We start from the raw sequence: 18,483 nt of genomic DNA, 5'->3' as shown, positions 1-18,483 counted from the left end.
TACCTTATCCAGGTTAAGGGCAACACCATAATTAGAACTTCATGACTATTTTAGTAACCGGCGGCGCCGGTTTTATCGGCAGTAATTTTGTTTTGGATTGGCTGGCCGGTTCCGATGAGGCGGTGGTTAATCTCGATAAACTCACCTATGCCGGCAATCCGGAAAATCTGGCTTCCCTGCGGGACGATGCCAGGCATATTTTCGTAAAAGCCGACATCGGCGATTACGAGGTAGTGCTGGACTTGCTGACACGGCACAATATTCGCGCGGTGGTCAATTTTGCCGCCGAGTCGCACGTGGACCGCTCCATCCACGGCCCGGAAGATTTTATTCAAACCAATATTTTGGGTAGTTTCAGGTTATTGGAAGCGGTGCGTTGCTATTGGAATGGCCTGCAGGATGCGGCAAAACAGGCTTTTCGCTTGCTGCATGTCTCCACCGACGAGGTGTACGGTTCCCTGGAAAAAGCCGACCCGCCGTTTTCGGAAGCCAACCAATACCAGCCCAATAGCCCTTATTCGGCCAGCAAGGCGGCCAGCGACCACTTGGTGCGCGCCTATCACCATACCTACGGTTTGCCGGTGTTGACCACCAATTGTTCCAACAATTACGGGCCGTATCACTTTCCGGAAAAACTGATTCCGCTGTGCATTCAAAATGCATTGACCGGCCAAGCGTTGCCGATATACGGCGACGGTCGGCAGATTCGCGATTGGCTGTATGTCAAGGATCATTGCAGCGCGATTCGGCGGGTATTGGCGGAAGGACGGGTGGGCGAGGTTTATAACATCGGCGGCTGGAACGAAAAAGCCAATCTGGAGGTGGTGCATACCCTGTGCGGCATGCTGGACGACTTAAAACCGCGCGCCGACGGCAAGTCTTATGCCGAGCAAATAACCTACGTGACCGACAGGCCGGGCCATGACCGGCGTTATGCCATCGACGCTACCAAATTGGAGCGCGAATTGGGCTGGAAACCGGCTGAAACCTTTGAAACCGGTATCCGCAAAACCGTGCAATGGTATCTGGACCATCAGGCTTGGGTGAATAATGTGCTGTCCGGCGATTACCAATCCTGGTTGGAAAAAAATTATGCCGGACGGGACGCGTGACTACTGGTCGCTGTTACCGATGGGCATGAAGATACTGTTGTTCGGGAAAAACGGCCAAGTAGGTTGGGAGTTGCAGCGCAGCTTGGCGCCGCTGGGTGAACTGATTGCGTTGGATCGGCATAGCCAAACTCATTGCGGCGATCTCGGCAATCTGAGTGGCATCGTGCAAACCGTACGCGATGTACTGCCGGACGTCATTGTCAATGCGGCCGCCTACACTGCGGTGGACAAAGCGGAAACCGAGACCGAACTGGCCGATCTTATCAACGCCCGGGCGCCGGAGGTGCTGGCGGATGCGGCAAAAACTCATGGCGCCTGGCTGGTGCATTATTCGACCGACTATGTGTTCGACGGCAGCGGCAAGCGGCCGTGGCGCGAAGACGATGCGGTCAAGCCGTTGAACGTCTACGGACGGACCAAACTGGCGGGCGAGCGGGCGATACAACAATCCGGCTGCTGGCATCTGATTTTTCGCACCAGCTGGGTGTACGCGGCAAGGGGGAATAATTTTGCCAAAACCATGCTTCGTTTGGCCCGGGAGCGCGAAAGCCTGTCGGTCATTAACGATCAATTCGGTTCGCCCACCGGCGCCGAATTGCTGGCGGATGTGACCGCGCACGCCATTCGTACCGCTTGTTACCGGCAAGACGTTGCGGGACTTTATCATTTGGCGGCCGACGGCGAAACCACTTGGTTCGAGTATGCGGATTATGTGCTGAATTTTGCCAGGGACGCGGGCATGCCGCTTAAGCTGGCCAAGGACGCTTTAATCGCGATACCGACCAGCCAGTATCCCACGCCGGCCGGCAGGCCGTTAAACTCCCGATTGAACACGGAAAAACTCCAAACCACCTTCGATTTGCGTTTGCCGGACTGGCGAAGCGGGGTAGAGCGCATGCTAACGGAAATACAAGGAAAATCATGACGACGCAACGTAAAGGCATTATTCTGGCTGGCGGTTCGGGTACCCGCCTGTATCCGGTGACCAAAGCCGTATCCAAACAACTGTTGCCGATTTACGATAAACCGATGATTTATTATCCGCTCAGTACCTTAATGCTGGCGGGTATCCGGGATATTTTGATCATATCCACCCCGCAAGACACGCCGTTGTTTCAGCATCTTTTGGGCGACGGTAGCGATTGGGGGATCAATTTGTCTTATGCCGTGCAGCCCAGCCCGGACGGTCTGGCCCAAGCCTTTATCATAGGGCGCGGCTTTATCGGCAATTGCCCTAGCGCGTTGGTGCTGGGCGATAATATCTTTTATGGCCACGATCTGCATGTACAACTTAAAAAGGCCGGCAGCCGAGACAGCGGGGCCACGGTATTTGCGTATCATGTCAACGATCCGGAACGCTACGGCGTGGTCAATTTCGATAACCAAGGCCAAGCAACCTCGTTGGAGGAAAAACCCGCCAAACCCAAAAGCAATTATGCGGTTACCGGGCTGTATTTTTACGATAACCAGGTCGTCGATATTGCCGGCAATTTAACACCGTCTCCGCGCGGCGAATTGGAAATCACCGACGTTAACAAAGCCTATTTGGCTCAAAAACAACTCAGCGTGGAAATCATGGGGCGCGGCTATGCTTGGCTCGACACGGGCACCCACGGCAGTTTGATCGAAGCGGGCAATTTCATAGAAACCATCGAAAATCGCCAGGGCCTGAAAGTGGCGTGCCTGGAAGAAATCGCCTGGCGTAGCGGCTGGATCGGCAAGGAAAAAATCGAACAATTGGCAAGGCCGCTGATTAAAAACGGCTATGGCCAGTATCTTATGCGTCTTCTTGATCAACAGGTGTTTTAGTGCAAGCAAAGCGACTATCCATTCCGGATGTGATTTTATTCACGCCGAAAGTGTTTGGCGATGAGCGGGGTTTTTTTTACGAAAGTTTCAATCAATCGCTGTTCGAGGAGCTGACCGGGCTGAAGCCGCAATTCGTGCAGGACAATCACTCCAAATCGCAGCAAGGCGTGTTGCGCGGCTTGCACTACCAGTTGCCGCCGAAGGGGCAAGGCAAGCTGGTGCGGGCGGTGCAGGGCGAGGTGTTCGATGTGGTGGTGGATATTCGTAAACATTCGCCGACTTTCGGGCAATGGGTGGGCGTCAATCTATCGGCGCATAACAAGCAGCAGCTGTGGATACCGGTTGGTTTTGCGCATGGTTTCCTGACATTATCGGACACTGCCGAATTTCTGTATAAAACCACGGAATACTACTCGCCCGCTCACGAACGCTGCATCTTGTGGAACGATGCCGATATCGGCGTGCAGTGGCCGGCAGCCATCGCAATACCGCAACTTTCCGCCAAGGACCGGCAAGGCCAACCGTTTTCCATGGCGGAACTGTATGACTGAGAACGGTTTTTCGCGGCGGAAAAGCACAAAAACCCCAGTCGGATACTTGTTTTTAGAGTCGTAAAATATTTAGAAGTCGGGCTGGATTAAACTGAATTTGCTAAAATGCGGTTCTTGGGTTGACTACAAACATTTTATGAAACACATCGAACTGCTTTCCCCCGCCGGCACCATCCGCAACATGCGTTACGCTTTCGCGTTCGGTGCCGATGCCGTTTATGCCGGCCAGCCGCGCTATAGCCTGAGAGTCCGCAATAACGATTTTCTGGCCGACAACTTGGCTAAGGGGATTGCGGAAGCGCATCAACTGGGGAAAAAATTTTTTCTGGCGGCCAACGTGATTCCGCACAACGCCAAGGTTAAAACCTTTGTCAAGGATATGGCGCCGATCATTGCCATGCGGCCGGACGCCTTGATCATGGCCGATCCCGGCCTGATCATGCTGACCCGCGAGCAATGGCCGGACATGCCGGTGCATTTATCGGTGCAGGCCAATACCGTCAACTATGCCAGCGTAAAATTCTGGAAAAGCATGGGCGTGGAGCGGGTGATCTTGTCCCGCGAATTGTCGCTGGATGAAATCGCCGAAATTCGCCAGGAATGCCCGGATATGGAATTGGAAGTATTCGTGCATGGCGCCTTGTGCATCGCCTATTCCGGCCGTTGTTTGTTGTCCGGTTATTTCAACCATCGCGACCCTAATCAAGGCACCTGCACCAATTCCTGCCGTTGGAAATACGATACCAAGCCGGCCCAGGAAAATGCCGAGGGCGATTATGTGCTGGACGAGCATGCGGTTTTGTCGATGGACGCGCTCAACGAAACCTTGAGTACGGCCAGTTGCGGCGGCGCGGAGCGGCATCCTCTGGCGGATAACATCTATTTTCTGGAAGAGGAAGGCCGTAAAGGCGAGTTGCTGCCGGTCATGGAGGACGAAAACGGCACCTACATCATGAATTCAAAGGATTTGCGCGCCATAGAACATGTGCAGCGCTTGGTGGAAATCGGCGTGGATAGCTTGAAAATAGAAGGCCGCACCAAGTCCCACTATTATGTTGCGCGCACGGCGCAAACGTATCGGCAGGCGATCGATGATGCCTTGGCGGGCAGGCCGTTTCAGCCGGAACTGATCGGCGTGTTGGATAATCTGGCCAATCGGGGCTATACCGACGGCTTCTACCAAAGGCACCATACTCACGAGCACCAAAACTATATTTCCGGCTATTCCAAAAGCCACCAGCAGCAGTTTTGCGGCGAAATCGCCGCCTACGACGCAGCCACCGGCCTGGCCGAGATCAACGTGAAAAATAAATTTAGCGTGGGCGATAAATTGGAATTGATTTTGCCGAAAGGCAATAGCGATATCACCGTTGACCGTATGTTCGATAAATACGGCAACCCCATGCAGGAGGCCTCGGGCGGCGGCTATGAAGTCCGTATCCCCTTGCCCGATGCGGAGTGCCAATACGGCCTGTTGGCGCGTTATTTCTAGGTATCCGGGAGCATTGCCATGCCGATAGCCACCGCTGATCTTTGCGACCGTTTTTCCGAACAGGAAAATTTTCAGATAGCCGAGCCCATGCTGAGGCACTTCGGCGGAAAATGCCGGTTTTCCGGCCTTATCACCACCCTAAAGGTGTTTGAGGATAATTCCCTGGTACGTACCACGCTGGAAGAAAACGGCCAGGGACGGGTGCTGGTCATCGACGGCGGCGGCTCCCGGCGTTGCGCTTTGTTGGGCGATACATTGGCCTCCTTGGCGGTGAAAAATGCATGGGAAGGTATCGTGGTGTACGGTTGCGTACGCGGTGCGGATTTGCTCGGCAAAATGCCCGTCGGCGTCATGGCCCTGAATACGCACCCGTTGCGCAGCAATAAACACGGGCACGGCGATAGGGACAAGATGATTACGTTCGCCGGCGTCAATTTTAAAAAAGATCATTATATTTATGCCGATGGCGACGGAATTATCGTCTCGGATACAAAATTGGATTAAAATCCCGTTGTCTTAACCAAGTAAAATACTCAAGAATTATGCAAATCGTACTCGCAAACCCTCGTGGATTCTGTGCCGGCGTCGACCGGGCAATTGAAATTGTCGATCAGGCCATCGATACCTTCGGCGCGCCTATTTACGTGCGCCATGAGGTGGTGCATAACCGTACCGTGGTGGATGGCCTGAAGGAAAAAGGGGCGATTTTTATCGAGGATTTAAGCGATGTACCGGTGGGCTCGTATCTGATTTTCAGTGCCCACGGCGTATCCAAGGAAGTGCAAAAAGAAGCCGAGGAAAGGCAATTGACCGTGTTCGATGCCACTTGTCCCTTGGTGACCAAGGTGCACATGCAGGTCGCCAAACATGCCAAGCAAGACCGGGAAGTGATCTTGATCGGTCACGCCGGCCATCCGGAAGTGGAAGGCACCATGGGTCAGTACGATAAATGTACCGAGCATGGCGACATTTATTTGGTGGAAACCCCGGAAGATGTGAAAAACCTGAAGGTTAACAATCCAGACAATCTGGCCTATGTGACCCAAACCACCCTGTCGATGACCGATACCAAGGTGATGGTGGATGCATTGCGCGAACGCTTTTCTTCCATCAAGGAACAGAAAAAAGACGACATTTGTTACGCCACGCAGAATCGCCAGGATGCCGTGCACGATTTGTCGAAAATCTCCGATTTGATTCTGGTGGTGGGTTCGCCCAACAGCTCCAATTCCAACCGCTTGCGCGAAATTGCCGAACAGCTCGGCAAGCCGGCCTATTTGATCGATACCTATAAGGATTTGCAACAGGAATGGCTGGACGGCATCGACGTGGTGGGTGTCACCGCGGGCGCTTCCGCGCCGGAAGTGTTGGTGCAGGAAGTGATTAACCAATTGAAAGCCTGGGGCGGCGAAACCACTTCGGTTCGGGAAAACACCGGTATCGAAGAAAAAGTGGTATTTTCGATTCCCAAGGAATTGAAAAAGCATATGGAAGCTTAGTTTTTCAGTCTTTTTATAACCGTCCATAAGGAGGATCAATGGCTTTAACCGCAATGGAGATGGTTGCCAACGCCAAGCAACAGATCAAAGAAGTAGACACGGCAACAGCAAAGGGTCAGTTGCAAAGCAGCTTGATTCTCGATGTTCGGGAGCCGGCCGAATATGCCGCCGGGCATTTGCCCGGCGCTATCAACATTCCGCGCGGGGTGTTGGAGTTTAAAATCGATGCCACCCCCGAGTTTCAAGGCAAGCAGCAAGAGTCCATCGTCGTCTACTGTCAAACCGGCGGCCGCTCCGCATTGGCCGCCCTCGCTTTAAATCAATTGGGCTATACCCAAGCGGTCAGCATGGCCGGCGGCTTTAAGGCTTGGTCGGAGAGTGGTTTGCCGCTTGGTTGAAGTGTCCGAGCTTCGCATCGACAAGTGGCTGTGGGCCGCGCGGTTTTTCAAAACCCGCGGCTTGGCGGCCGATGCCGTTAACGGCGGCAAAGTCCATGTCAACGGCCAACGCTGCAAACCGGGTAAGGATATCAAGCTGGGCGATGTCATTACCGTCACCAAGGACCAATATACCTGGGAAATTCAGGTTACCGATCTGAACAAGCAGCGGCGGCCCGCCAAGGAAGCCGTTTTGCTTTATCGAGAAGATGAAGCCAGCGCTACCAAGCGCCAAGAGCAAATGGAATTGCATAAGCAGCAGCAAGCTTTTTTGCATCCCTCGGAACGGGAGCGCAAACCCAATAAAAAACAGCGCCGGCAAATTCATCGTTTCAAGCAAGACGCAGGATAATTGCGCCGGTAGCCATAAAAACATAGCCACAACAACTACTTCAATTTATCATTTCCGGATTGCTTCGCGGCAAGTATTTCATTTGATTGGCGCGAGGTTTGCGTCACTAAACAGGATACTCAATGTCGATACGCCCCGCATTATTGATTCATGTTGCTCTGCTTTCCGGCGGTTTACTGTCCGCCTGCGCCACCAGTCGGCAAATTGCCGTCGATTATCCCAAAACCGAGACCTCGCCCCTGAGCCCTATCAAGGGGCAGTCATCGGTAACGGCGGACGATTATTATGTGCAAATTGTGTCCGAATTTGAATTTAAGGGCGACAACGCGCTGAAAGGCGGCTGTAGCGATATCGGTGCCTCGTATGAGTCGGGGGATTTATCCGCCGCGTTGTTGTTTAACATTCATAACGATGCACTCAAGCTCAAACGCGAAACCAGCGGTTTTTTGTATCAAGCCACCACCGGGAAATGCAATTTCAAGCTGGAAACCAAAAAAGTGAATTTAACCCCCTGGCTAAGACTGGATTCCGCAAAGGATACACAGGTCGAATACAGTTTTTTGACCAGCAATAATCACGAAGCCAATCTGTCCCAATTGGTGGGCGACATCAATGCCGCCAGTGGCTTGATGGCGTTAACCGGAGTGGGCACAGGGATTGCCGTGATGGGTAAACTGGCCGGCAGTTGGGTTGAGGCCAGCGCGGCTCAACCGGCTGTCAACAAGCCCTCCGCTGCCGCCAAATACAGTTCGGAAACCCACAATCTTCCAGCCAGTGTCACCTTGGGCAGTCAGGGCGGTCAACTAAACCAAAGTCGCTTGACGGTCTACGAAGTGGTGGATGGCGGTATGAAAGCCTGGGCCAGCGAAACCAAATTATTGGGTGAAATGCGGGTTTATCCGGAATTGCTGCCGTCTTTGTTACTAAAGTCTATCGTTGAAGGAGTGCCGGATGCGCACGATTTATCGTTGGATGAATTATTACGTTTGCCGATTCAAACCGCTGCGGGCGAAATGCCATTACGGCAGCTGATCGATCAAGTCGATCAGGCGGAAAAACCCAACTTAAACCCGGATTGGCAACAATATGACGAAGTGGAAAATCAATGTCGTCGCCTGAAACTGGTTTTGAAGGGGCTGGGCTTTAATAAATATGACCGCAATGCAGTGTTGTATTACTTTCTTGCCAAATCAGCGGATTGGAAAAATTTTAATATCACCCCGCAAAAAGCCATGGCCGATGCCATTCGGCCCCGCGTCTTGGAACAGTATCGCAGCAAGGATTTTGCCGGCTGCCTGGCCACTGAGGATTATGTCGCCATGCAAAGCATGCGGCTGCCGGTCAATACGGTGCAAGACTGGGATAATCTGAGCAGTAACCGGCAAAAAAAAGAGGGCGTGATCAGTTCCGTGCAATCCGTGGGGCGGCAATTGCTGACAGCTTTGAGCCATCCGGACAAGGAAGAAGTCGCCCGGCAATTGTATCCGCTGCTGACGGCGGACAATGGCGGCAACGGCAGTGTGTTGCTGCAAAATCATCTGGGAAATTTTGGACTGGAAGCTTTATTGCAGCTACCCGCTATTCCCGACGAAGGGGTAGTCATCAGCGCCGCGCAATTCGCGGCTGTGATCGCCGGCTTAAATGTCGATAGTTTCAGTTGCGTCAGGCCGGCCATGAACCAAGGTCAGCCTCTGGCAAACATTGGTATTACCTTATTTGTCGGCAAGCCGGGCAGTCCGCGCGAGAAAGGCGGCGCGCTGGAGTTTGAAGTGGTGCGGGACAAAATTACCCGATTGGCTTTCCAGCATTCATCCTATCGGGATTTTGAACAAAATATTACCGATTATCCCGATTTGGGAGGCTGCCGCATTGAAGCCGAGTTTTTAAAACAATTGCATTAGAGCGGGTGTTTTAATGCTTAAAAAAACACTGATTTTCTGCGCGGTCATAGCGTTATTATTGGCAGTCTATGCGGGAGCCGGTTTTTATCTTTTGCCTAAATTGGCTGCGGATAAATTGCCTGTGCTGTTGGCCGAAAAAACCGGACTAAGCGTAAAGTTGCAAGCCGTGCATCTCAATCCCTTTGAGTTGAATGCGGAACTGCGGGGTTTCAGCGTTGCCTTGCCGGAAGGCGGCAGTTTGCTCGGTTTCGAGCAACTGACTGTCGATGTTGATGTCATTGAGTCTATCAAGCAAAGCGGTTTGATTTTGGCGGCCGTGAAATTAACCAAGCCTGTCGCCAGTCTGGAGCGGCGGGCCGATGGCCGCTTCAATTTTTCCGAGGTAATGGAAAAGCTTTCCGCGCCGGCCGCCGAGGATGAGCAACCTCCGCCAACGGCGGAATCCACCGATCTGCCGATATTGATTCATCAGCTTGCCATGGAAGAAGGCCAAATTGGCTGGCTGGATCTGCAAGCCGGGCCAAACGCAGGGGAAAACGTGAGTCCGCTTAATCTCACCGTGACGGGCGTCGGCACTCAACCCGGCGCGCTGGCAAAAGTCGATCTGAGCTTTAAGCTGGGTTCGGGAGGCAATTTAACGTGGCGGGGGGATTTGGATTTGACGGCCTTGAGTTCAAAAGGGCAGCTCAAACTGGATGGCTTGGCCTTAACCAAAGTTTGGCAACTTTTTTTAAAAGACCAACTGCCGCTGGAAATTGTCGACGGCCAGTTGGCTTTGCAAACCGATTATGCTTTCTCCAGCACGGACGCCGGTACACAGGTTTTATTGACTAACGCCGGTGTGGATGTCAAACAGCTCAGCCTGACCGAGCCGGGCAAATCGGAAAGCTTGATTAATTTAGCCTCATTGGCTGTCGATGGCATCAAACTGGACTTGCAAAAACAACAGCTGGATATTGCCAGCGTGAGCAGCAGCAATGCGCTGATCAAATCCTGGCTGCAAGCGGATGGTCAAATCAATTACCAAAGCTTGTTTGCCGGCGACCAGACTGCCGCAACTGCCGTGGCTTCGGAAAATGAAGCCGTCAAACCTTGGGATATCCGGCTCGGGGAGTTGACCTTGGCGAATTATCAAGTCGACTTTACGGATTTTACCCAGCCCAAGCCTCTCCAATTGCAGCTAAGCGAGCTGAATGCCAGCTTAAAGGATTACCGCAATCAGGACGGTATCAGATTGCCTTTGCAATTCAGCAGCCGTTTTAACCAAACCGGCAATGTGAAATTTGCTGGCGACATGGTGCTGGCGCCGTTTTCGACGAATTTGCGCTTGGAACTGCAAGACATCAAGTTAAAAACCTTTCAGAGTTATCTGGAGCCATTTGTCAAACTTGAGTTGGTGGATGGCGATTTCGATACCCAGGGTCAATTAAACGTGTCGGCCACGGAGCCGCTGCAATTGACTTATCGGGGCGATGCCAATATCGATCAACTGATTACCCGGGACAAAGCCAATAACAAAGACTTTGTCAAATGGACCAAATTGGACGTGCAACAAATGCTGTTGGACGTGCCTAAGCAGGATTTTAAATTGGGCAAGGTTATTTTCGACCGGCCCTATATCCGCTTCATGATCAAAAAAGACAGTACCAACAACGTCGCCGACATTTTGGTGGCGCAACCAGCCGCCAAGTCAGACAGCAAAACGGCCGTTAAAGCCATTGCACCACAGCCTAAAAGTCCAGAGCCTGTGGTTAAAATAGGCAAAATCGAAATGAAGAACGGGCAGTCTGATTTTGCCGATTATTCTTTGATTTTGCCCTTTGTGGTCAAGATGAACAGCTTGAATGGCGAGGTGGACGGTTTTGCCTCCAATAGCGACGACGACGTCAAGTTGAAATTACTGGGGAAGGTGCATGATCTGGCGACCGTGAAAATCAAAGGCAACTATCGCCTGCAAAGCGGCGATTCTGACATCACGCTGGATTTTAGTCATATGCCTTTAGCATTGGTGACCCCCTATATGGCGGAATTTGCCGGTTATAGAATCGAGAAAGGCCAAATGGCGCTAAATTTGGCCTACAGCATCAAAAAAGGCCAGTTGTCCGCGCAAAACAAGGTATTTATCGATCAATTGGTATTAGGGGAAAAGGTGGAAAACCCCAAAGCGGTCTCCTTGCCTTTGGAATTGGGCGTGGCCCTATTGAAGGACGGCGACGGTAAAATCAATCTGGATTTTCCCATTACCGGCAGTCTGGAAGATCCTGAATTCAGTGTGGGGTCTTTGGTGGCTGATGTGCTGGTCAATTTGATCACCAAGGCGGTTACTTCGCCCTTCAAGGCGCTGGCCTCGTTGTTTGATGACGATAACGATTACAGTACCGTGAGCTTTGCCGCCGGTAGCAGCGATCTGAGTACGGAAGAAAGCGCGAAACTGGACCGGATTGCCAAAGCCTTAACAACCAAACCGGAGTTGGTGCTGGAGATCAAGGGCGTGGCGTACGAGATTCAGGATTGGCCGGTGATGCGCTTCGACGCCTTGAAAGATATTTTAAAAAAAATGAAGTCCGGCGAGCTGCGCGATAAGGGCGAGAAAATTCGTTCCGAATATATCGAATTGTCGGACGACGAATATAAGCGTTTGTTAGCCAAATTTTATGCGGAAGTGTTTCCGCAAAATTTCGACCGCACCTTATTCGGCGCGCCGCGGGTCAAAAGCAATCCGGATGCCGATTTTTATGCGCTGGCCCGGCGGGAATTGGAGGCCATCATGCCGCCGGAGCCGGAACGGTTGAACGATCTGGCTGTCAGCCGGGCAAACCATATCGCCAAATATTTGACCGAAAAGGCCGGCGTGGACAGGAGTCGGATTTACATTTTGGCTACCGAGTTGAATAACAAGGCCGCCGAAGGCGGTATCACGGCCATATTGTCGTTGAATGTGGCGTCATGACCGGTAAGCGACTGTTTGTACTATAATTGCCCATTCATAAAACTAAAATCCCGTATTGTTCGATAGGGGAGTGTGTGGAGATAAAATGAAAACCCGATTTTTCCAAACCTTGGCGTGCGTATCGATGGCCGTATTATTTAATATGATTGCCATGCCCGCATTTGCCGATCCAATGACATCCTGCACCATGACTTATAAATTAAGCGGTTGGTCTTTTGTTTATAAACAATACGATGGCGTGGGGCATGTCAGCTGCAGAAACGGCCAGCGGGCCCAGGTAGGCCTGTCCTCCAAAAGCATAGGCTTTACCATAGGCAAATCCGAAATCGAAGGCACCGGGGTGTTTTCCGACGTGCGGAACCTGAATGAAATTTACGGGCATTATGCGGCGCTGGAAGGACACGCGGGCGTTACAAAATCCGTGGATGGCCAGGTGTTGACCTCCGGTGAAATATCGTTGGCATTATCCGGAAAAGGGCGCGGTATCGATATCGGGGTCACGCTGGGCGCTCTGACCATTTCACCCCGGTAAGCCGGGAGGGAAAAGCGTGGTCGATTCCGGACGTTGCAACGATCGGGCCCCGCGTGCTTTCCCGGCATGCCGGGGCCTTCGTAAAGCCGCCATCAGACGTTTGCAATTAAACCGGTCTTTTTCGGCCGTCGAAGCCTGATCGCATCAATCGGTGCATTTTCAATTACCCGCGAAGTATTTTGATTTTAATGCCGGTTTGAGAACCTTCGATAACCTGCATGCGTTTCTTGGTCCAAACCGATGCGGAACCGGTCGGCTAATCCATAATCTGGACAGTGTGTGAAAAACTCTTTTTTTCTGGTCATTCCCGAGCGAAAAATCGATCCGCAGTTAGTGGCTACCTTTGCCGAACCCGCCTTGCGGCAATGGGTAGCGGAGCTGCCTACCGCCAACCCCGGTTTGGCCACCCGCTTATTCCAGGATTTGCTCAATGATCTGATTTCATTGGACATGACCACGGCAAACCGCCTGAATGCGCTGGAGGTATTGCGGCCGCAGTTTTTGATGATAGAGGAGTATTTACGTTCCAGGCTGATTAAATCGGGTTTTCCCAAGGGAGAAATTGAAAAAAAAATTTTCGGCCTGGTGGTTTTGGTGGAAAAACAGTTCACCATCGGCTACTGGAGCGTGGCCCGCGATTTGACGCGGCGCGAGGTGGGCTGGCTGCAGGGCAAGAATACCGCATTATCGATACAACGCACCGTCAAAGGTCTCAGCAGCATCATTATCACGCATTACATTATGAAATATCCGGTCCCGGACTGGATATGGTTCGATCTGCATTCGCTGTATAAATTGGCGGTGAAACTCGGCAAGGAAACCGCCAAGGTCGGCGACCAGGCCGGGCTGTTCGGTAAATCCGGCAGCATTGAAGAAAGTTACAAACAAATATTGCTGTTGAGCCTGGCCTATCCTTCCGGATTGATGCAGAAAGAGTTTCAGTTGGTTTACGATTTCATCGAAAAAATCAGCGACTTGGTGTTGATCGAAAAAAAACCGGTGGCCGACCAAGCGGCCCAATGCCTGATTTTAATGGATGAGGATTTGCCGCCCAGTTTTTCGCTGGCCAGCGAAGGCCAAGACCGGCGGGCCGATTCGGCAAAAATGTATTTGAATCTCGGCCGGCTGCATAAAATCGTCAAACAACCCGAAAAATTTTGCAGCAAGGATGAGGCGCGCTTTAGCTCCCTGGACGCGCACAAAATCGATAACCAAAAATTATCGATCGAATTGTTCGAATACCTGATGCAGCGTTGGGAAGGCAAGGAGCCGCAGGGTACGGCGTATTTCACCGACCGCTTAAGCCGCTATCTGGCCATCGGCTTGGATGCGACGCACGAATTGCAAACCCCGGGTCATCCTGTTGCCGCGGATGTGGAAGTATTGGCGGAAACGGATTCGGATCGCGCCCTGTATTGCCATTTCGAAAAAGAAGGCGTTTTGTCGATCGGCAGTCTGGTCAGTTTTAGAAAAACCGACGCCTTACCGCAGCAGCGTTGTTTGGGCGTGGTGTGTAAAATCCTGCTGCCCAAGCAGGATAGCAAGCTGATTTTTGAGGTGACCGTGCTTGCCGCGCAATCTTATTCGGTCACTTACCAGGAGCCGGACGCGGCGGCGGAATCCGAACCCCGCAAGGCTTTGTTATACGGCATAAAGCATAACGACGAAGAAAGAAGCTATATCATCATCGAATCCTTCATGGTAAAAGACGGCGATATATTGCGCATGTTCATGGGGCAAGAGAATTTCCCCATCATTCTGAATGGCCGTAAAAATGTAGGGCTGGGATATTGGCAATTTGAATGCCGGCGTATCATGGAGCAGCCCGGCCAGCAACAGGGAAGCAAAAAAGGTTATGATTTTATCTAACATCCGCGGCTGTCATCGGACAGTCACACGCCAATTTCGGCGCACGTTTTATTCACTGAAAATAAATGACAGACATTCAAGATCAGGAAACTGATTTCAAAAAACTCGAAGATCCCCACGCTCAGCGTGAGGCCGAGAAATATGAAAACCCCATCCCCAGCCGCGAGCTGATTCTGCAGCTGATTACGCAAGCGCAAAAGCCGCTGCGCCGCCAACAAATTGCCCAACAATTCGGCCTGGAAAGTCCGGACGCACTCGAGGCATTAAGACGCCGGCTGCGCGCCATGGAACGCGATGGACAACTGGTTTTCAATAGCCGGCAAAAATACAGTCCGGGCGATGGCCACAACACCATCGGCGGCCGGGTACTGGGACACCCCGACGGTTTCGGTTTTTTAAAGCCGGACGACGGCAGCGACGACCTGTTTTTATCCCCGCGGGAAATGAAACCCTTGCTGCATAACGACAGAGTGGTTGCGCGCGTTTCCGGTATCGACCGCAAGGGGCGCCGGGAAGCGGCCGTCGTGGAAATCAGCGAGCGCAATACTCACCAAATTGTAGGGCGTTTTTTCGTCGAGGGCCGGGTCGCCTATGTGGTACCGGATAATAAAAAAATCGCCCATGAAGTCTTGATTCCTCAAGAAGATACCGGCGGCGCCAAAAAAGGCCAGATTGTGGTGGCGGAGATCGTCCAGCAACCTACCGCCCATTGCCAACCCATCGGGCGGGTGGCGGAAGTATTGGGCATGCACATGGCGCCTGGCATGGAAATCGAAATGGCGATTCGCTCCTACGATTTACCCAACCAGTGGCCCGACGCCTTGCTGGAAGAGATTAAATCCCTAACCCCGGAAGTGCCGGAACAAGCTAAGCAGGGCAGGGAAGATATTCGCCAATTACCCTTGGTGACGATAGACGGCGAGGATGCGCGGGACTTCGACGACGCGGTTTACGCGCAAAAAACCGCCAAGGGCTGGAAGCTGTTGGTCGCCATCGCCGACGTGTCGCATTATGTACGCGTCAACACCGCGCTGGACGCGGAAGCCAGAAACCGCAGCACCTCGGTTTATTTTCCGGAAAAAGTGATTCCGATGCTGCCGGAGATTTTATCCAACGGCCTGTGTTCGCTCAATCCGCAAGTCGACCGTTTGTGCATGGTTTGCGAAATGGTCATCAATGCGGAAGGCACTGTATTGCGCTCCCGTTTTTATGAAGCCGTGATGCGGTCGCATGCCCGCTTGACCTATACCCAAGTTGCCAAAATGCTGGTGGACGGCGATCAAAAGCTGGCCCGACAATACGCGGCGCTGATGCCGCATTTACAGAGTTTGTACGGCTTGTATCAGGTCATGCGGCAGCAGCGCGACATGCGCGGCGCGATGGATTTCGATACCCAAGAAACCCGTATCGTATTCGGAGCGCAGCGGAAAATCGAACAAATCGTGCCGGTGGTGCGCAACGATGCGCACAAATTGATCGAAGAGTTCATGATCACGGCCAATACCGCGGCGGCGAAATTTTTAAACCGCAAAAAAATGCCGCGTCTGCTGCGCATTCACGACGGCCCGGGGGCTGAAAAACTGTTGGCCCTAAAAACCTTTCTGGGAGAATTGGGTTTGCATTTGGGCGGCGGCGCTCAGCCGACGCCGCTGGATTACATGCATTTGCTGGAATCCGTTAAGGACAGAAAAGACGCCCATCTGATTCAGACCATCTTGTTGCGTTCCATGTCTCAGGCGGTATACAGCCCCGACACCAAAGGCCATTTCGGCCTGGCTTTGGAGGCCTATACCCACTTTACCTCGCCGATACGCCGTTACCCGGATTTGTTGGTGCATAGGGCCATACGGCATTGCCTGTCGGGCAAAAAAGTCGGCGAATTTCACTATACCCACCCCGATATGGTGTTACTGGGCGAGCATTGTTCCGCCAACGAACGCCGGGCCGACGACGCCACCCGCGATGTGGTTAGCTGGCTGAAATGCGAATACATGATGGATAAAATCGGCGAGGAATTCGACGGCATTATCAGCGCCGTGACCGGTTTCGGTTTTTTCGTCGAGTTGCAATCCATTTATGTCGAAGGCTTGGTACACATTGCCTCGCTGCATAACGATTATTTCGATTTCGATGCCGGTCGGCATCAGTTGTACGGCGAGCGTACCGGGGTACGTTATCGATTGGGGGATTTGGTCAAAGTCAGAGTGGTGCGGGTTAATCTGGACGACAAAAAAATCGATTTCGAACTGCTGCAGAGCGGTAAAAGCGCTAAAAAAACCGGCAAATCTCCCTCTGACAAAAGTCGCGGCAAAAAAAGCGAACCGCAAAAAGAGGCTAAAAGCTCAACCAGACCCAAATCCAAAAGACGCCGGAAACCATGAGTTTAACCCAATTATTCGGCATTCACGCCGTGCAGGCGGCGCTGGATTATTCGCCGCAAAAAATCAAACAAGCTTGGACCGACCAACAAAGACAGGATGCCCGCCTCAAACAAGTGCTGGACGATTTGTCGGCTTTAGGTATCCGGCCGGAGAAAACCGAACGTAAAAAACTGGATCGCATGGCCGACGGCAAAAACCATCAGGGTATCGTGGTGGCGGTGGAATTGCCGGCCATGCGAGGCGAAGATCAGTTAAAGCGGGATGTGGAGGCATTGACCGAAACGGCTTTTTATCTGGTTTTGGACCAAGTGCAAGACCCGCATAATTTGGGCGCCTGTTTACGTACGGCGGATGCGGTGGGTGCGCATGGCATCATCGTCACCAAGGATAACGCGGCCGGTATAACACCCACGGTCTGTAAAGTGGCCAGCGGCGCGGCGGAAACCGTGCCGGTTTATCAAGTGACCAATTTGGCGCGGGTTTTACGCTGGTTGAAGGAACAAAACGTCTGGATCATGGGCGCCGCCGGCGAAGCCGAACAGACCCTCTACGACATGAAGCTGGATATGCCGCTGGCCGTGGTGATGGGGACGGAAGGCACCGGCATGCGGCACTTGACCCGGCAGCATTGCGACTTTTTGGTCAAAATTCCGATGGCGGGCCAAGTGGAAAGCCTGAACGTGTCGGTAGCCGCCGGCGTGTTGCTGTATGAAGTATTCCGGCAAAAACATGCCCGATAAACCCGATGTTGAAGCGGCGTTTACCGGCTTTGTGCCTGATGTGGAGTTTGCCGGTTTTTGCGGAGCTTAATCCGCAACTCTTGGCTGATAATTGCCTAACTTGCCATCAAGATCATTCCGCTTCGGAGCGGGATATACCGTTGCTGGCCGGTTTGCCGGCGCAAAAAATCCAACAGGATCTGTTGGATTTTAAATACGGCAGAAAGTCGGCGACGCTGATGCCGCGTATCGCCAAGGGTTTTAGCGACGACGACTTGCGGCTTATCGCCGATTATCTCGCTCGAGATTAAACCGTGAGCGGCATTTCCAGAAGACTCTTCTTGCAAGCCATGGCCGCCGGGACGGGCGCTTTGAGCGGTTGCGAAAACCTGTTCCGTAAAGGTTCAACAGCTCATGTGGTGGTGGTGGGCGGCGGTTTCGGCGGCGCCACGGCGGCGAAAACGCTGCGGAGTCTGGATGCCGGTCTCGACATCACCCTGGTCGAACCGAAAGCCGCCTATATCACCTGTCCCGGCAGTAACTGGCTGTTTGCCGGTCTGAAGACCCTGCCGCAATTAACTGTCGACTACCAGGCTTTGAAAGGCCGCCACCGTATTGGCGTGGTGGCCGATAGCGTGGCATCGATTGACCGCGACCGGCGACAATTACGCTTGTCCGGCGGGCAAGCGTTGCCTTACGACCGTTTAATACTGTCTCCCGGCATCGCTTTTCAATGGGATGCCATAGCCGGCCATACGCCCGCCATGGCGAATGTGTTTCCGCATGCCTGGCAGGCGGGGCCGCAGACAGCCTTATTGGCCCGGCAACTGCAAGCCATGCCGGCCGGCGGCGTGGTGTTAATCGTCGCGCCGCCGGATC

17 protein-coding genes are annotated in these 18,483 nt (G+C 52.7%); all 17 read left to right on the top strand.

Annotated features, from left to right (window positions below; genetic code table 11):
- Nucleotides 1-41 precede the first annotated feature (41 nt).
- Nucleotides 42-1,112, top strand: a complete 1,071-nt coding sequence (rfbB, locus tag NP596_RS07395; protein WP_256614659.1) for a dTDP-glucose 4,6-dehydratase — start codon at nt 42-44, stop codon at nt 1,110-1,112.
- 25 nt (nt 1,113-1,137) lie between these two features.
- The gene (gene rfbD / locus NP596_RS07390) at nt 1,138-2,037 is read left to right on the top strand and encodes a dTDP-4-dehydrorhamnose reductase (RefSeq protein WP_256614686.1); all 900 of its coding nucleotides are present in this window, start codon (nt 1,138-1,140) and stop codon (nt 2,035-2,037) included.
- On the top strand, nt 2,034-2,921 hold the full coding sequence (gene rfbA, locus NP596_RS07385) for a glucose-1-phosphate thymidylyltransferase RfbA (protein ID WP_256614658.1): 888 nt from the start codon (nt 2,034-2,036) through the stop codon (nt 2,919-2,921). Before rfbD ends, rfbA begins: the two co-directional genes overlap by 4 nt.
- Nucleotides 2,921-3,472, top strand: coding sequence for a dTDP-4-dehydrorhamnose 3,5-epimerase (rfbC, locus tag NP596_RS07380; protein ID WP_256614656.1), 552 nt, complete (start codon nt 2,921-2,923; stop codon nt 3,470-3,472). The genes rfbA and rfbC overlap by 1 nt, the downstream gene beginning before the upstream one ends.
- Nucleotides 3,473-3,608: 136 nt before the next feature.
- On the top strand, nt 3,609-4,964 hold the full coding sequence (gene trhP / locus NP596_RS07375; RefSeq protein WP_256614655.1) for a prephenate-dependent tRNA uridine(34) hydroxylase TrhP: 1,356 nt from the start codon (nt 3,609-3,611) through the stop codon (nt 4,962-4,964).
- Between the two features lie 18 nt (nt 4,965-4,982).
- Nucleotides 4,983-5,468: a ribonuclease E activity regulator RraA gene (gene rraA, locus NP596_RS07370; RefSeq protein ID WP_256614654.1), complete on the top strand. Its 486-nt coding sequence runs from the start codon at nt 4,983-4,985 to the stop codon at nt 5,466-5,468.
- A gap of 38 nt (nt 5,469-5,506) precedes the next feature.
- On the top strand, nt 5,507-6,463 hold the full coding sequence (gene ispH / locus NP596_RS07365; protein ID WP_256614653.1) for a 4-hydroxy-3-methylbut-2-enyl diphosphate reductase: 957 nt from the start codon (nt 5,507-5,509) through the stop codon (nt 6,461-6,463).
- A 38-nt stretch (nt 6,464-6,501) separates the two neighbouring features.
- Nucleotides 6,502-6,861: a rhodanese-like domain-containing protein gene (locus tag NP596_RS07360; RefSeq protein WP_256614652.1), complete on the top strand. Its 360-nt coding sequence runs from the start codon at nt 6,502-6,504 to the stop codon at nt 6,859-6,861.
- Entirely contained in the window at nt 6,854-7,252 is a 399-nt protein-coding gene (locus NP596_RS07355; protein ID WP_256614651.1) for an RNA-binding S4 domain-containing protein, read from the top strand. The genes NP596_RS07360 and NP596_RS07355 overlap by 8 nt, the downstream gene beginning before the upstream one ends.
- Nucleotides 7,253-7,374: 122 nt before the next feature.
- Nucleotides 7,375-9,153 (top strand): hypothetical protein, encoded by a 1,779-nt coding sequence (locus tag NP596_RS07350; protein WP_256614650.1) that lies wholly within the window; start codon nt 7,375-7,377, stop codon nt 9,151-9,153.
- Nucleotides 9,154-9,166: 13 nt separating this feature from the next.
- Nucleotides 9,167-12,103, top strand: coding sequence for a DUF748 domain-containing protein (locus tag NP596_RS07345; protein WP_256614649.1), 2,937 nt, complete (start codon nt 9,167-9,169; stop codon nt 12,101-12,103).
- An 85-nt stretch (nt 12,104-12,188) separates the two neighbouring features.
- A complete protein-coding gene (locus NP596_RS07340) occupies nt 12,189-12,635 on the top strand; it encodes a hypothetical protein (protein WP_256614648.1) in 447 nt (148 codons plus the stop codon).
- Between the two features lie 279 nt (nt 12,636-12,914).
- Nucleotides 12,915-14,504, top strand: a complete 1,590-nt coding sequence (locus tag NP596_RS07335; protein WP_256614647.1) for a cyclic-di-GMP receptor FimW-related protein — start codon at nt 12,915-12,917, stop codon at nt 14,502-14,504.
- Between the two features lie 65 nt (nt 14,505-14,569).
- Nucleotides 14,570-16,885 (top strand): ribonuclease R, encoded by a 2,316-nt coding sequence (gene rnr, locus NP596_RS07330; protein ID WP_256614646.1) that lies wholly within the window; start codon nt 14,570-14,572, stop codon nt 16,883-16,885.
- Nucleotides 16,882-17,625, top strand: a complete 744-nt coding sequence (rlmB, locus tag NP596_RS07325; protein ID WP_256614645.1) for a 23S rRNA (guanosine(2251)-2'-O)-methyltransferase RlmB — start codon at nt 16,882-16,884, stop codon at nt 17,623-17,625. Before rnr ends, rlmB begins: the two co-directional genes overlap by 4 nt.
- 5 nt (nt 17,626-17,630) lie before the next feature.
- Nucleotides 17,631-17,915, top strand: coding sequence for a c-type cytochrome (locus NP596_RS07320; RefSeq protein WP_256614644.1), 285 nt, complete (start codon nt 17,631-17,633; stop codon nt 17,913-17,915).
- Nucleotides 17,916-17,918: 3 nt separating this feature from the next.
- A partial coding sequence (locus tag NP596_RS07315; RefSeq protein ID WP_256614643.1) for an FAD-dependent oxidoreductase occupies nt 17,919-18,483 on the top strand: 565 nt, incomplete at its 3' end.

Source organism: Methylomonas rivi, assembly GCF_024505165.1.
In the GTDB taxonomy this organism is placed as follows: Bacteria; Pseudomonadota; Gammaproteobacteria; order Methylococcales; family Methylomonadaceae; genus Methylomonas; species Methylomonas rivi.
The sequence above is the reverse complement of the archived record's forward strand: the minus strand, read 5'-3'. Positions and strand labels throughout refer to the sequence as shown.

Coding starts and splice junctions, on each gene's coding strand:
- rlmB (WP_256614645.1), top strand. CDS start 16,882: ATGAGTTTAACCCAATTATTCGGCATTCACGCCGTGCAGGCGGCGCTG.
- rnr (WP_256614646.1), top strand. CDS start 14,570: ATGACAGACATTCAAGATCAGGAAACTGATTTCAAAAAACTCGAAGAT.
- NP596_RS07360 (WP_256614652.1), top strand. CDS start 6,502: ATGGCTTTAACCGCAATGGAGATGGTTGCCAACGCCAAGCAACAGATC.
- trhP (WP_256614655.1), top strand. CDS start 3,609: ATGAAACACATCGAACTGCTTTCCCCCGCCGGCACCATCCGCAACATG.
- NP596_RS07340 (WP_256614648.1), top strand. CDS start 12,189: ATGAAAACCCGATTTTTCCAAACCTTGGCGTGCGTATCGATGGCCGTA.
- NP596_RS07345 (WP_256614649.1), top strand. CDS start 9,167: ATGCTTAAAAAAACACTGATTTTCTGCGCGGTCATAGCGTTATTATTG.
- rraA (WP_256614654.1), top strand. CDS start 4,983: ATGCCGATAGCCACCGCTGATCTTTGCGACCGTTTTTCCGAACAGGAA.
- rfbB (WP_256614659.1), top strand. CDS start 42: ATGACTATTTTAGTAACCGGCGGCGCCGGTTTTATCGGCAGTAATTTT.
- rfbA (WP_256614658.1), top strand. CDS start 2,034: ATGACGACGCAACGTAAAGGCATTATTCTGGCTGGCGGTTCGGGTACC.
- NP596_RS07350 (WP_256614650.1), top strand. CDS start 7,375: ATGTCGATACGCCCCGCATTATTGATTCATGTTGCTCTGCTTTCCGGC.
- NP596_RS07320 (WP_256614644.1), top strand. CDS start 17,631: ATGTTGAAGCGGCGTTTACCGGCTTTGTGCCTGATGTGGAGTTTGCCG.
- rfbD (WP_256614686.1), top strand. CDS start 1,138: ATGAAGATACTGTTGTTCGGGAAAAACGGCCAAGTAGGTTGGGAGTTG.
- ispH (WP_256614653.1), top strand. CDS start 5,507: ATGCAAATCGTACTCGCAAACCCTCGTGGATTCTGTGCCGGCGTCGAC.